The 13070-nt window shown below is 62.1% G+C and carries 13 protein-coding genes and 1 pseudogene; 8 read left to right on the forward strand and 6 right to left on the reverse strand.

Annotated features, from left to right (window positions below; genetic code table 11):
* Positions 1–98: 98 nt before the first annotated feature.
* Together AC07SI_RS17485 and AC07SI_RS17490 are read right to left on the reverse strand one after the other, a co-directional pair.
* A complete protein-coding gene (locus AC07SI_RS17485) occupies positions 99–1403 on the reverse strand; it encodes an ATP-binding protein (protein WP_065906717.1) in 1305 nt (434 codons plus the stop codon).
* Positions 1400–2140, reverse strand: coding sequence for a response regulator (locus AC07SI_RS17490; protein ID WP_065906718.1), 741 nt, complete (start codon positions 2138–2140; stop codon positions 1400–1402). Before AC07SI_RS17490 ends, AC07SI_RS17485 begins: the two co-directional genes overlap by 4 nt.
* 237 nt (positions 2141–2377) lie before the next feature.
* On the opposite strand from AC07SI_RS17490, the gene AC07SI_RS17495 reads away from it, so the two are divergent.
* The 5 genes from AC07SI_RS17495 (at position 2378) to AC07SI_RS17515 (ending at position 6845) form a co-directional block, all read left to right on the forward strand.
* Positions 2378–3412 (forward strand): isopenicillin N synthase family dioxygenase, encoded by a 1035-nt coding sequence (locus tag AC07SI_RS17495; RefSeq protein WP_495006173.1) that lies wholly within the window; start codon positions 2378–2380, stop codon positions 3410–3412.
* Between the two features lie 13 nt (positions 3413–3425).
* Entirely contained in the window at positions 3426–4220 is a 795-nt protein-coding gene (locus AC07SI_RS17500) for a MetQ/NlpA family ABC transporter substrate-binding protein (protein WP_065906720.1), read from the forward strand.
* Positions 4217–4963, forward strand: a complete 747-nt coding sequence (locus AC07SI_RS17505; RefSeq protein ID WP_495006174.1) for a methionine ABC transporter ATP-binding protein — start codon at positions 4217–4219, stop codon at positions 4961–4963. The genes AC07SI_RS17500 and AC07SI_RS17505 overlap by 4 nt, the downstream gene beginning before the upstream one ends.
* Complete coding sequence (locus AC07SI_RS17510; protein WP_106804093.1) at positions 4960–5625, forward strand: methionine ABC transporter permease; 666 nt, start codon at positions 4960–4962, stop codon at positions 5623–5625. The genes AC07SI_RS17505 and AC07SI_RS17510 overlap by 4 nt, the downstream gene beginning before the upstream one ends.
* Positions 5626–5765: 140 nt before the next feature.
* Entirely contained in the window at positions 5766–6845 is a 1080-nt protein-coding gene (locus AC07SI_RS17515) for a sigma-54 interaction domain-containing protein (RefSeq protein WP_106804092.1), read from the forward strand.
* Here AC07SI_RS17515 and AC07SI_RS17520 read toward each other — a convergent pair.
* The gene (locus AC07SI_RS17520) at positions 6823–8232 is read right to left on the reverse strand and encodes an aminotransferase-like domain-containing protein (protein WP_106804091.1); all 1410 of its coding nucleotides are present in this window, start codon (positions 8230–8232) and stop codon (positions 6823–6825) included. The genes AC07SI_RS17515 and AC07SI_RS17520 overlap by 23 nt on opposite strands.
* Positions 8233–8355: 123 nt before the next feature.
* On the opposite strand from AC07SI_RS17520, the gene AC07SI_RS17525 reads away from it, so the two are divergent.
* The 3 genes from AC07SI_RS17525 to AC07SI_RS17535 all read left to right on the forward strand — a co-directional run bounded on the left by AC07SI_RS17525 (position 8356) and on the right by AC07SI_RS17535 (position 11407).
* Positions 8356–8988, forward strand: coding sequence for a LysE family translocator (locus AC07SI_RS17525; RefSeq protein WP_495006175.1), 633 nt, complete (start codon positions 8356–8358; stop codon positions 8986–8988).
* An 82-nt stretch (positions 8989–9070) separates the two neighbouring features.
* Positions 9071–10129 carry a diguanylate cyclase gene (locus AC07SI_RS17530; protein ID WP_495006176.1) on the forward strand — a complete coding sequence of 353 codons (1059 nt, stop codon included), beginning with the start codon at positions 9071–9073 and terminating at the stop codon, positions 10127–10129.
* Positions 10130–10177: 48 nt separating this feature from the next.
* Positions 10178–11407, forward strand: a complete 1230-nt coding sequence (locus tag AC07SI_RS17535; RefSeq protein ID WP_106804088.1) for a M20/M25/M40 family metallo-hydrolase — start codon at positions 10178–10180, stop codon at positions 11405–11407.
* A gap of 176 nt (positions 11408–11583) precedes the next feature.
* Here the strand turns inward: AC07SI_RS17535 and AC07SI_RS17540 are convergent, their stop codons facing one another.
* From AC07SI_RS17540 to AC07SI_RS17550, 3 genes and pseudogenes are all read right to left on the reverse strand, one after another.
* The gene (locus AC07SI_RS17540) at positions 11584–11892 is read right to left on the reverse strand and encodes a contact-dependent growth inhibition system immunity protein (RefSeq protein ID WP_495006177.1); all 309 of its coding nucleotides are present in this window, start codon (positions 11890–11892) and stop codon (positions 11584–11586) included.
* Positions 11889–12440: pseudogene (locus tag AC07SI_RS17545) on the reverse strand (RNase A-like domain-containing protein); the annotation flags it as partial. The gene AC07SI_RS17540 and the pseudogene AC07SI_RS17545, both read right to left, overlap by 4 nt.
* The gene (locus tag AC07SI_RS17550) at positions 12322–12984 is read right to left on the reverse strand and encodes a hypothetical protein (protein ID WP_495006192.1); all 663 of its coding nucleotides are present in this window, start codon (positions 12982–12984) and stop codon (positions 12322–12324) included. The pseudogene AC07SI_RS17545 and the gene AC07SI_RS17550, both read right to left, overlap by 119 nt.
* Between the last annotated feature and the right edge of the window lie 86 nt (positions 12985–13070).

The following is a 13070-nucleotide window of genomic DNA, read 5'->3' on the forward strand; positions in this document are numbered from 1 at the left end:
TTCTGTAGGCGCGGGCTTGCCGGCGATCGCATCGACGCGGCAGGCCTGCTACACCCGGGTGTCTGCAGCGCTGGCAAGCCAGCGCCTGCGGGGGTATCTCACAAGCTGATCTTGATCTGCGCGCACAACCCGCCTTCCGGGCGGTTGCTCAAGGTCAGCGAACCGCCAATGGCCACCACCAGTTGCTGGGCAATCGCCAGCCCCAGCCCGGTGCCGCCGGTGCCACGGTTGCGTGAGCTTTCCACGCGGTAGAACGGTTGCATGACCTGCACCAGTTCGTCTTCGGCGATGCCGGGGCCGTCGTCCAACACCTTGATCGACAGCTCGCCCTCGGTCGTCGAACCGACTTCCAGCTGTGCGGCGCCGGCAAATTTGAGGGCGTTGTCCACCAGGTTGACCAGCACCCGCCGCAGCGCGTGGGGACGGGTGTCGAGCACCACCGCACTTTTGCCGCTGAGGCTCACCTGCTTGTGCATGTCCTGGTAGTCGAACACCAGGCTGTCGAGGAAGGCGTCGAGGTGGATGCGGTGGCTGGCTTCAGTGGCGCCGTGCACGCTGCGGGCATAGGCGACGCCTTCGCGCACCAGGTGCTCCATTTCGCTGAGATCACCCCAGAGTTTGTCGCGATCAGCCGAATTCTCCATGAACTCGGCGCGCAGTTTCATGCGCGTGATCGGGGTTTGCAGGTCGTGGGAAATCGCCGCCAGGATCTGCATGCGTTCCTTGAGGTATTCGGCGATGCGCTGCTGCATGGCGTTGAACGCGGCGGCCGCGTGGGCCACTTCGGTCGGGCCGTGTTCATCCAGTGGCGTCGGATGCGCGTTGGGGTCGAGGGTCTCCACGGCGCGGGCCAGGCGGGTCAGCGGGCGGATGGCGAGGCGCACGGCGAACCAGGTGCAGCCCAGCAGCAGCGCGAGTTGCAGCACCAGCACCACCGGCAGCCAGTAGGCCACGGGCAGGGCGGCGGGGCGCACGTCAAGGGTGATCGGGTTGCCGTCGGCCAGGGTCAGGTGCGCCTGGAAGTGCTTCTGCAACCCAGGGATCGTGCGAAAGGTCAGGGCGTACTGTTCGCCCAGGGCCTCGGCGATCGAGGTGGCGGCCATCGGGATGTCATCGTTGCGCATCGGCTCGCCGGGCTCGCCGGCGTTGAGCAGGTAGCGGTAGTTCTGCCGGTCGATGCGCGGCAGCCAGGCCGCGCGTTCGTTGGCGGGCAGACGGTCGAGGATCGCCACCGAGGTCGATACGTCGTTTTCCAGGTTGCCGAGCATGGCAGTGCGCGCGCTGATATAGCGCTCGTAGAACTGCGCACTGAAGGACAGGCCATGGGCACACACCAGGCTGATCAGGAAGATCAGCGACAACTGCGACGCCAGGGTGCGTGGCCAGCCGAGTTTGAAGGTCATTGATCGGCCCCGAGGATTTCCACCGCCAGGGAAAACACATAACCCTCGCTGCGCACGGTCTTGATATAGGCCGGCTCGCGCGCATCATCCAGCAGGCGCTGGCGCAGGCGGCTCACCAGCAGGTCGATGGAGCGGTCGAACAGGTCCGCATCGCGGCCCTGGGTCAGGTTGAGCAACTGGTCGCGGTTGAGCACTCGCTGGGGGTGGTCGAGGAACACCCGCAGCAGGCGGTATTCGGCGCCGCTCAGCGCCACCAGGGTGTCGTCTTCATCGAGCAGGTGGCGCGCGGTGGTGTCCAGGCGCCAACGACCAAACCGGATCAAGCGCCCGGTTTCGCTGACCACCAGGTTCGGCGGCAGCATCCGCGTGCGCCGCAACACTGCGTTGATGCGTGCGAGCAACTCGCGGGCGGCGAAGGGTTTGACCAGGTAATCGTCAGCGCCCATTTCCAGGCCGATGATGCGGTCGGTTTCATCGTTGCGCGCGGTGAGCATCAGCACCGGCGTGGCCTTGTGCTTGCCCACTCGCAGCTCGCGGCACAGCTGCAGGCCGTCGTCGCCGGGCATCATGATATCCAGCACGATCAGGTCGACAGGGGTGGTGTCGAGGAAGCTGCGCATCTGGCGGCCGTCGGCGACCACGGTGGTGCGCATGCCGTTTTTTTTCAGGTAATTGCCCACCAGTTCGCGGATCTCGCGGTCGTCATCGACGATCAGGATGTGATCGACATGGTCCATGCTGCCTTCCTCGTTAAATACTCATGGGCGGCAGTCTAGCCAGTGTCGGCGCGCTTGCCTTGTGCCCTTTGTATTGCAGTGTATCTGGCGATAAGGAGATACACGACGAAGCAAAAAACCAGCGCGGAAGGTAGGTCGACCTGCCTAAGCTAATTCTAAAAAGATATTTATTGCGGGTTTTTAAGATCGTTTAGCTTGGACGCTTCTCAAGGATTCTGTTCAAGGAGCGAGCCGCCGATGTCCCACGTGCAGTCCATCACCACGTTGCCCTTGCTCGACCTCTCGCAGCTCGATGGCAGCCCGCAGCAACGCCAGCAGTTCCTCGACGAGTTGCGCCTGGCGGCGCGGCATATCGGGTTTTTCTACCTCACCGGCCACGGGATCGACCCAGCGTTGCTGGCCGAAGTGCAGCAGCAGGCGCGCGCGTTCTTTGCCTTGCCCGAGGCCGACAAGCTGGCGGTGGGCATGCTCAATTCGCCGCACTTTCGCGGCTATAACCGCGCGGCCTCGGAGATCACTCGTGGGCAGCCGGACCTGCGCGAGCAATTTGACGTCGGCGCCGAGCGCGAGCCACTTGATGCGGGCCACCATCCGGCGGCCTGGGCGCGCCTGCAAGGCCCTAATCAATGGCCGGCAGCCTTGCCGCAGCTCAAGCCGCTGGTGCTCGGCTGGCAACAGGCGATGACGCAGATGGCGCTGCGCCTGTTGCGCGCCTTTGCCCAAGCGTTGTCGTTGCCGGAAAACGCCTTTGACCCGCTGTACGGCGACACGCCCAACGAGCACATCAAGCTGATCCGCTACCCCGGTCGTCACGCCCAGCAAAGCCGCCAGGGGGTGGGGGCGCACAAGGACTCCGGCTTCCTGAGCTTTTTGCTGCAGGACCAGCCCGGCTTGCAGGTGGAAGTCGAGGAGGGCCGCTGGATCGATGCGTCGCCGCGCCCCGACACACTGGTGGTGAACATCGGCGAGTTGCTGGAACTGGCCAGCAATGGCTACCTGCGCGCCACCGTGCACCGGGTGGTATCGCCGTCGCTGGGCAGCGAGCGCCTGTCGCTGGCGTTCTTCCTCGGTGCGCAACTCGACGCGGTGGTGCCGGTGTTCCCACTGGCGCCAGAGCTGCTGCGCGACGCCCATGGCCCGACCAGCGATCCGCGCAATCCGTTGCTGCGCGAGGTCGGCTGGAATTACCTCAAGGGCCGCCTGCGCTCGCACCCCGATGTCGCCCAACGTTTCTACGCCGACGCCACGCTTCCCCACGCACTGTCCGCCTGATCAGGAGATCACTATGTTGAAGAAATCTGCACTTACCCTGGCGGCGTTGCTGGCCTCTTTCAGCGTGTCGGCCGCCGACGCCTTGCGCGTAGCTGCCGACCCGATTCCCCACGCGCAAATCCTTGAATACGTGCAAAAGCTCGACCCGGGCCTGAAGCTGAAAATCATCGAGATCCCCAGCGGCGTGAACTCCAACGAGTTGCTCGCGCATGGCGATGTAGACGCCAATTACTTCCAGCACCTGCCGTACCTCAATTCCCAGGAGCAGGCGCTCGGCCAGAAGTTTGCGGTGGCGGCCACCGTGCATATCGAGCCGCTGGGCATCTACTCCCATCGCCACACCAGCCTCGCCCAGGTGCCAGACAAAGGCACCGTGGCCGTGCCGAACAACGTCACCAACCTCAGCCGCGCGTTGTACCTGCTGCAAGCCAACGGCCTGATCAAACTCAAACCGGGCTTCAACGACGCCTCCAAGGACCAGGCCACGCCCAAGGACATCGCCGAGAACCCCAGGCACCTGAAGATCCTCGAAATCGAGTCGCCGCAGATCCCGCGCGCCCTGGACGACGTGGACCTGGCGGTGATCAATGGCAACTTCGCCCTGGAAGCCGGATTGCAGCCGGCCAAGGATGCGCTGGGGCTGGAAAAGGCCGAAGGCAATCCGTATGCGAATATCCTCGTGACCACGCCGAAATTGCTCGAAGACCCGCGCATCAAGCAGCTGGCCAACGACCTGCGCTCACCGGCGGTGGCCAAGTTCATCAGCGAGAAATACGCCGGTTCGGTGATCCCGGTGGCGGCCGAATGATCGTCGTCGAGGCGGTCAGCAAAACCTACGCCGATGGCCAGCCACCGGCGCTGGATGACGTGTCGTTGCAGATTGCCGACGGTTCGGTCTTTGGCATCGTCGGGCGCAGCGGCGCGGGCAAAAGCACCTTGCTGCGCTGCCTCAACCTGCTTGAGCGGCCGACCTCCGGACGCATCCTCATGGACGGCCAGGACCTCACGCAACTGAGCGACAAGCAACTGCGCCAGCAGCGCCAGCGCATCGGCATGATCTTCCAGGGATTCAACCTGCTGCATTCGCGCAACGTGGCGGATAACGTCGCGGTGCCGTTGGAAATCGCCAATATGCCCAAGCCTGAACGTGCCGTGCGAGTCGCCGAGTTGCTGGCATTGGTGGGCTTGAGCGACAAGGCCCAGGCCTTTCCCTCGCAGCTGTCGGGCGGGCAGAAACAGCGCGTCGGCATCGCCCGTGCATTGGCGGCGCGTCCGGCGTATCTGTTGTCGGATGAGGCCACCAGCGCCCTTGACCCGGAAACCACGGCGTCGATCCTCGAATTGTTGCGCGACATCAACCGGCAACTGGGGGTGACCATCGTGCTGATCACCCACGAGCTGGAGGTGGTCAAGGCGATTTGCGACAGCGCCGTGTCCCTGGCCGATGGGCGCGTGGTGGAAAGCGGCAGCCTGGTGCAATTGCAGGCCGACCCATCCTCGCGCCTGGGCCGTTCGCTCGCCCCCAGCCTGCAAGTGGTGAGGGCCGTATGAAAACCGACTGGCAGGACATCCTGCAATTGCTCCTCAACGCCACCGGCGAAACCCTGTACATGGTGCTGCTCGCGGGGTGGTTCACCCTGCTGATCGGCCTGCCGCTGGGCGTGCTGCTGTTTATCAGCCGGCGTGGCGGGCTGCTGCCGTTGCCACGGGTCAATCGTGTGCTCGGCGGGGTGATCAACCTGGGGCGCTCGTTGCCGTTCGTGGTGATGTTGATTGCGCTGATTCCGCTGACCCGCCTGATCGTCGGCACCACCCTGGGCAGCACGGCGGCGGTGGTGCCGATCACCATCGGCGCGTTTCCGTTTTTTGCGCGGATTGTCGAGACCGCGCTGGATGAAGTGGACAAGGGCCGCATCGAAGCCATCGTGGCCATGGGCGGCGATATCCGGCATGTGATTCTCAAGGTGCTGTTGCCCGAAGCGCTGCCGGCGCTGGTGGCCGGGGTGACCTTGACGCTGGTGATGTTGATCGGCTTTTCGTCGATGGCCGGGGTGATCGGTGGCGGCGGGCTGGGCGACCTGGCGATCCGCTACGGTTACCAGCGTTTCAACAACCAGATCATGGTGGTCACGGTGATTGTGCTGGTGGTGCTGGTGCAGGGCGTGCAAAGCCTGGGTGATCGGTGTGTACGCTCATTGGCGCACCGTCGCTGAGGGGGATGCGCGGCTATCGCAGGCCAGCCAGCGTCTAGGGCTTATGGTTATTTGCTAATGAATTTTAAATATTTTCGGTTATAACGAGGAGTCAGTACAGTCACGCTTCATCTTCCATCCTTGCCGCCGGGAAATTGTTCATGAGCCGTCCCCACGGGCACCCCACGCCGATCCTGACCTTGCCCCAGGGCGAAAAGGATCCGCTGTCGATTCGCGCCAAGGCCCTGGTGTTTTCCGACCCGCGCTCACTGCAATTGCTCGACTACCTCAAGCGTGTCGGGCCCAGCGAAGCGCCGGTGTTGATCAATGGCGAGACCGGTACCGGCAAGGAGTTGGTGGCGCGCTACATCCACAGTGCCAGCGGGCGCACCGGCGCTTTTGTGCCGGTGAACTGCGGCGCGATCAGCGAGAACCTTGCCGAGAGTGAGTTTTTCGGTCACGAAGCCGGTTCGTTTTCCGGGGCGTCCGGGCGGCGCATCGGCTGGTTTGAAGAGGCAGATGGCGGCACGCTGTTTCTCGATGAGATCGGCGACCTGCCACTGCCTTTGCAAGTGAAGTTGCTGCGAGTGTTGCAGGAACAGGAGGTGGTGCGCGTCGGTTCGCGCAAGCCGATCAAGATCAATATCCGCCTGGTCACTGCGACCAACATCGACCTTGAGCAAGCTGTGGAAGCGGGCAATTTCCGCCTCGACCTGTTCTACCGCATCAACGTTGCCCAGGTGCAGGTGCTGCCGCTGCGCGAACGGCCGCTGGATATCCTGCCGTTGGTGGAGCACTTTCGCCGGCTGTACAGCGCCAAGTTGAAAATCGCCGAGCCGATGCTCTCCGAGTCCGCCACCCAGGCACTGCTCGATTATCCGTGGCCGGGCAATATCCGCGAGCTGGAAAATGTCGTGCACCTGGCACTGTTGGTGGCCGGCGACAAACCGATCATGCCCAACCACCTGAAGTTTTCCGCCGGGCTCAGTGCCCTGCATTCGAGTGCCAACAGCAGCGCGCCGCGCATTCCCCAGGAGGTGATGCGCGAGCAACTGCTGCGCCTGTTCGAGGTGCCGGGGGATACCTTGCTGCACGACATCGAAGACTTGATCGTGCGCGAGGCGTTTGCGTTCTGTGGCTTCAACCAACTGCGAACCGCCGACTTGCTGGGGATTACCCGCAATGCGATGCGCACGCTGCTGGTCAATCACGGCATGCTCAAGGGGCGCGCGAAGCCCTGAGCAACTGTTCGAACAGCTGCTGCACCCGTGGCTCGTCACTGTGGGCCACATTGAAACGCATCGAATCACGGTGCGCCGGGTCGTAGCCGAACAAGGTGCCCGGTGCCAACACCATGCCTTGCTTCAGCGCGGCCTGGGCCAATTGCTCGCCGTCGACTCCGGCGGGTAGCCGCGCCCAGATGAACATCCCGCCTTCAAACCCCATTGGCAGCTCGCAACCGCAGCGCTTGAGCCATTGCTCGACGCGGCCACCGGCTTCCATCAAGCGCTGGACCATGCGCTTGCGGTGCTTGCCGTAGCTGCCTTCGCTGAGCATGCGGTAGACGATCTGCTCGAACAGCTCTGAAGTCACGCCGCCGCTCATCAATTTCATATTGGTCAGGTTGGCCGCCAGTTGCGGCGCGGCCACCACGTAGCTGACGCGGGCGTTGGCACTGAGAATCTTGGAGAACCCCGACAGGTAGGTGACCTGCTCCAGGCCGGCGAGGGCGGCCAGGCGTGGCGGCGGATTGGGGTGCAGGTCGCCGTAGAGGTCATCCTCGACGATATGGCAGTGGTACTGCTGGGTCAGTTGCAGCAGGCGAAACGCCTGGCTGGGGCTGAACGAATGGCCGGTGGGGTTGTGCAGCACGCTGGTGGTCAGGTACAGGCTGGGACGGTGTTCGGCCAGCAGGTGTTCGAGGGCGGTGAAGTCGAAACCGTCGGGGCGACGTTCGAGGGTCACCACCTTGACCCCATGCAAGGCCAGGTTGGCGTGGAAATTGAAGTAGCAGGGTGCGTCCAGCAGCACCGTGTCGCCGGGCCGCGCGAGCAGGCGCATGAGCATGTCCAGGCCTTGCACGGTGTTGGGCGTGGTGATGATCTGTTCCACCGGCACCGACAGGCCTTCCGTGTGCAGCTTCTGTTGCAGGGCCTGGCGCAACGGTAGCAGCCCGGCCGGCGTGCCCAGCCCGGCGATGCGCAACGAGGGCGCACGCACGGTGCTGCGCATGGCTTGGCGAATCGGCTCGGCGTCCAGCCATTCCTCCGGCAAGTGGCCGCCGCCGGGGCGCAGATCGCCGCCGGCGGTGGCCAGCGGGCGGCGCAACACGCTGAGCAGGTCCTGGGGCAGTAGTTCGACCCAGGCTGCCGAGGCCGGGCGCACGCGGTCTATCGCCACGAAAAAGCCACGGCCCTGGCTGGAGGTGAGCAGGTTGCGCCCGCGCAGGCGGTCCAGCGCCTCATTGAGGGTGAACTTGCTGACGCCCAGCACCTGGGTCAGTTCACGCACCGACGGCAACTTGCTGCCGGGCGCCCATTCACCGTGCTCGATGGCCTGGCTGAACGCCTCGACGATCTGCTGCACCTTGGGCACGCCCGGTACAAAGGCAATGGCGGATACCAACATGGACCTTCCTTGTGTTTGCTGGTGATTTCACCGGTAAAGTCAGGGCGGATTAGGCCTTACTTTACCTGCCTTGTACACGGCTGCTTGCCTAGACTGCAGGTCTTCTTACCCAAGGTCCACGCCATGACCAGCGCATTGACGCTTTCTTCGTTTCTCTACTTCCTGCTGTTTTGCGCCACCATGACCTTCAGCCCTGGCCCCATGACGTTGCTGCTGTTGAGCCTGGGCCTGAAGGCCGGCCTGCGCAGTTCACTCCCGGCGCAGCTCGGCGCCAGTGTGGCGTACCTGATTTCGATCCTGGTCTTTGCCGTGGGCTTCTCGGAATTGATCAAGGGCAACCAGGCCATCACCCAAGGAATCCAGCTGGTCGGCGTGGCCTACATCCTTTACCTGGCCTACCGGCAGTGGACCAGCAGCGGCGTGTCGATAGACCGGATGGGCGCCGTGGACGGCGCGCGCGGCCTGTTCGGCAAGGGTTTGCTCACCGGGTTTTCCAACCCCAAGACCCTCATCATGTTCAGTGCCGTGTTCCCACAGTTCGCCGGGGCAGGGGAGCACAGCTCGATGACGGACATCGCCATCCTCGGGCTGACGTTTCTGCTGCTGCAATTTACCAGCGGCTGCCTGTATTGCTATTTCGGTCAACGCATCAAGCACCTGCTGGAAAATCCCCGGCGCCGAGTGCTGTTGCAGCGGGTCACGGCAGTATTGCTGCTGGGGGTGGCGCTGATGCTGGCGCGTGGCTTTGCACACTGACGGTGACAGCCTTATGAGCGGTAGTGGCGATCTGCCCGTGCCCTGATAGACTCCAGGCATTCCTCCAGGATCTCACCCCACCATGTCAGCTGCAGAAGGAAACGGACTTCCGCTCGCTTCACGGCTGTACAAATCCCGTACCCTGGGGCTGACGCTCGGTTTCGTCTGCGTGGTGTTCGGCATGTATCCGCTGAACCCACCTGCATGGCTGTGGGCCTGGATGCTGATCAACGCGTTCGTGTGGCCGCACCTGGCCTTTCAACTCTCGCTGCGCAGCGCCCAAACGCTGCGCAGTGAACGCCGCAACCTGTTGTTCGATTCCTTCTGTGGCGGGTTCTGGGTCGGCGCCATGCACTTCAATCCACTGCCCAGCGTGACCACGCTGTCGATGATGACCATGAACAACGTGGCCATCGGCGGCCCGCGTTTCATGCTGGCGGGCTGGGTGGCGCAGGCACTGGGTATTGGCAGCTCGATGCTGATCCTGACCCCGGCGTTTATTGCGGTGACCACCGAGACCCAGCTTTACGCGTGCCTGCCGATCCTGATGCTGTACCCGCTGGCCCTCGGCTGGATCTGCTATCGCCAGGCGGTGACGCTGGCCCGTCACAAACGTGAGCTGCTGGCGTTGAGCCGCACCGACAGCCTGTCCGGCCTGCTCAATCACGGCGCCTGGAAAGACCACCTGGAAATCGAATTCCAACGCTGCCGCCGCGAGCAACAGGGCGCCGCGATTGCGTTGATCGACATTGATCATTTCAAAGTCATCAACGACACCTACGGGCATGTCACCGGCGATATCGTCCTGCGCCAACTCAGCAAGGTGCTGCGCCAGAACCTGCGCGCCACTGACCTGGCCGGGCGCTATGGCGGGGACGAATTCTGCGTGATCCTGCCGGACATGCCGCTCAACCGCGCGACCGAAGTCATGGACGCCTTGCGTGATCGCTTCAATGCGCTGGCCTACGCCCAGGACCCGACCCTGCGCGTCAGCCTGAGCATCGGCCTGGCGCCGTATCATTCGGCCCACGCCGATTCCACCAGTTGGCTGAACGACGCCGACCAGGCGTTGTACGAGGCCAAGAGCAGTGGGCGTAACCGCGTCAGTTCCGTACAAGGGAGTTGGTTGCGATCGATCTAGTGGGGTAGGGTGTGGCGGCACCTCCCAATAAAAAACAAGGATCGGTCCATGCTCTTCAACTTTCCACGTACCCTCCTGGCCGCCACCCTGGCCTTGTCCTTCGCGATGCCGGCCTACAGTGCCGAACCTCACAAACAGATCCAGGCAGACGCCGAACAGTACAAGGCCGAGGCCCTGAAACTGCTGGAGCGCCTGGTGAACATCGACTCGGGCTCCGGCTACGAGCCGGGCTTGACCCAAGTGCGCGACATCGCCGTTGATGAACTCAAGCAACTGGGCTTCACGATTGAGCTGGTGCCGGACAAGGCCGCCAATAACAGCCATGTGATCGCCACCCTCAAGGGCACCGGCAAGGCCAGGATCCTGCTGATGGCGCACATGGACACGGTGTTCAAGGAAGGCTCGGCCGCCGAGCGCCCGTTCCATATCAAGGACGGCCGCGCCTATGGCCCCGGCGTGATGGATGACAAGGGCGGCATCGTCGCCGGCATCTATGCGCTCAAAGTCCTGAAAAACCAGGGCTTCAAGGACTACGCGCAAATCACCTTCCTGCTCGACGCCAGCGAAGAAACCGGTTCCGACGCCGCCTCGGACCTGATCCGCAAAACCGCCAAGGCCCACGACGTGACCCTCAACCTCGAACCCGGGCGCCCGGCGGATGGCCTGGTGGTATGGCGCAAAGGCAGCGCCACCGCCGTGGTCGAAGTCAAGGGTAAGGCCGCCCACGCCGGCGTCGCTCCGGAACTGGGGCGCAACGCCGCCATGGAAGCCGCGCACCAGATCCTGCAACTGGGCAAGCTGGGCGACGAGGAGAAGAAAACCACCATCAACTTCACCGTGCTCAAGGCGGGCGACCGCGTCAACGTCATCCCCGACCAGGCCACGGCCAAGGCGGATGTACGCGCGGCGCTGCCGGAAGAGTTTGATCGGATCGAAAAAGACCTCGCGCGAGTGTCGGCGAACAAGCTGATCCCCGACACCGAAGTGAAGACCAGCCTGCTGCGGGGCCTGCCACCGATGCCGCAGACGCCGGAGTCGGACAAACTGGTCGCGATTGCCCAGGGCATCTACGGGGAATTGGGCAAGAAGCTGACAATTGAAGGTAGCGGCGGCGCGGCGGATGCGAGTCTTTCCGCCGGCGTGGGCACCCCGACACTGGATGGGTTTGGGATCGTCGGCGGGAATATCCACACACCGGAGGAATACGCGGAAGTGGAAAGCGTGGCGCCGCGTATTTATCTGCTGAGCCGGATGATTATGGAGCTGTCGAAGCGCTGATTTTCCGCTGAGCGACTCTCTTTTGTGGTGAGCAGGCTTGCCCTGCGTGGGGCTGCGCAGCAGCCCCAGAATCGACAAATACTGATTTACCTGAAAGTACCCACTGCCTGCACTGGGGCCGCTTCGCGGTCCTACGTGAGCACGCGCGCTCGCGGTGATCAGATTTAAACGCTTCACTACTTTTCGAGTAAGTAGTTGTCGAACTTATGAATCACATGGTTCAGCCATAGTGGTCCGGATGCCCACTGACTGGGGTAGTAATAGTAGCAATATTGCTCGTGCAGCAGGTTGTCTTGAAAGTCTGACTCGTTCTTGTAAGAGGTAATTAGATCCAGGATTTCACGCCTTACCGCAGAGATCACTTCTTTCGATGAGTCTAGTAAAAAGGTGTCAATGACCTCGTCGGCTGAGGCATGATCCTCTGGCCAGTCTTGGTTAAAATAGGCGCCAAAGAATTGCTGAAGTTCAGTTAGTTGGTTATTCATTTTTCTATGGGATATCCAGTCAGTAATAGGTAGCCGTCTGGCATTTCAGGTTTTCGAATCAAAACTAACATAAACTTATAGGCAGGAATCGACTCTGTTGTGCCTCTTATAACGCTCAGTCCCACTGTTTGGGTGGAGTGTTCTCTAATAATATGTTTGTTTTTTGTTCCTGCTAGAAATTTGGAAATCTCCTTCTGGCGAGAGACCAAACTTATAGACACAATAGCATCCGCTTCCTCTAGTGTTCTGAATGTCGATGCCGCTGGTATGTGCGGCTCCGTATTAAGCCTTTCAACTAATTGCGCATCGGTCTGTTCTACGTGTTTCCTAATCAGGTGCCCGCCAGAATTTTCATGCTTATGTAAGACTCCTTCGGATACCTCTTTCGTTTGATTAGGATCAACGTCTTTACCAGGGCACGCACCACTCTTACAACTTAGTCCCAGCGGATCTACCCACCCCGTTGGATTGGGCACGTACTGGTATGCATTGATCCCACCCGCCAACTTCACCGGGTCCGGCGTCAGGTAGCGGCCAACATCCGAATTGCGGTTTGGCAGCCTCGACATGGCCCTGCACACGAGATTTCCCAAATTGCCTGGCCAGCTGTTTGAACCACTGGCGCGCACGACGAGACTTGATGCCGTCCAGGACCTTGGCGCTCATGCCTATCGCCACGCCCATCGCACCGGTGGCGAGGGCCAGCAGCAGGTTGATCAGCACTTCGGCGCTGATTTCCCCGAGCAATTCATTCATGTACGGCGGCGGCATCATCCGCATCCAACTGACCAATACGAACCTCGAACTCTGGAACATGTGCACCAGCGTCAAGGTGCCGTTGGCCTGGCACGCGGCGACGGTATTGCTGGGAAGGATCGAACGGTTGATCGGCGCGACAAGCGCCACCTCACGGCCGACCTTGAATACCTGCTCGACCTCCAGCGCCGAAGAGCTGAGGACGCTTTGCGCCAAGGTTTCGTAGGAATTGAGGCAGCGCCTGAAGTCGCTGAGCACGGCTTCGACGTCACGCGTCTTGGCATCCATGGCCGTCAGCAGCAGGAGGCCGATGGTTTGGCTGGTGGCGTTGATCAAGGCGCACCCACCAAAACGGCGGGGCTATCGAAAAAAAACATCTGCAATCCCTCGCACTGTGTGATCAGGCGAGGGACTTTGCAGCG

Source organism: Pseudomonas sp. GW821-FHT05D12 (genome assembly GCF_059419825.1).

Bases quoted from the DNA above. Each gene is read 5' to 3' on its own strand.
- AC07SI_RS17485 (WP_065906717.1), bottom strand. From the start codon at position 1,403: ATGACCTTCAAACTCGGCTGGCCACGCACCCTGGCGTCGCAGTTGTCG.
- AC07SI_RS17490 (WP_065906718.1), bottom strand. From the start codon at position 2,140: ATGGACCATGTCGATCACATCCTGATCGTCGATGACGACCGCGAGATC.
- AC07SI_RS17495 (WP_495006173.1), top strand. From the start codon at position 2,378: ATGTCCCACGTGCAGTCCATCACCACGTTGCCCTTGCTCGACCTCTCG.
- AC07SI_RS17500 (WP_065906720.1), top strand. From the start codon at position 3,426: ATGTTGAAGAAATCTGCACTTACCCTGGCGGCGTTGCTGGCCTCTTTC.
- AC07SI_RS17505 (WP_495006174.1), top strand. From the start codon at position 4,217: ATGATCGTCGTCGAGGCGGTCAGCAAAACCTACGCCGATGGCCAGCCA.
- AC07SI_RS17510 (WP_106804093.1), top strand. From the start codon at position 4,960: ATGAAAACCGACTGGCAGGACATCCTGCAATTGCTCCTCAACGCCACC.
- AC07SI_RS17515 (WP_106804092.1), top strand. From the start codon at position 5,766: ATGAGCCGTCCCCACGGGCACCCCACGCCGATCCTGACCTTGCCCCAG.
- AC07SI_RS17520 (WP_106804091.1), bottom strand. From the start codon at position 8,232: ATGTTGGTATCCGCCATTGCCTTTGTACCGGGCGTGCCCAAGGTGCAG.
- AC07SI_RS17525 (WP_495006175.1), top strand. From the start codon at position 8,356: ATGACCAGCGCATTGACGCTTTCTTCGTTTCTCTACTTCCTGCTGTTT.
- AC07SI_RS17530 (WP_495006176.1), top strand. From the start codon at position 9,071: ATGTCAGCTGCAGAAGGAAACGGACTTCCGCTCGCTTCACGGCTGTAC.
- AC07SI_RS17535 (WP_106804088.1), top strand. From the start codon at position 10,178: ATGCTCTTCAACTTTCCACGTACCCTCCTGGCCGCCACCCTGGCCTTG.
- AC07SI_RS17540 (WP_495006177.1), bottom strand. From the start codon at position 11,892: ATGAATAACCAACTAACTGAACTTCAGCAATTCTTTGGCGCCTATTTT.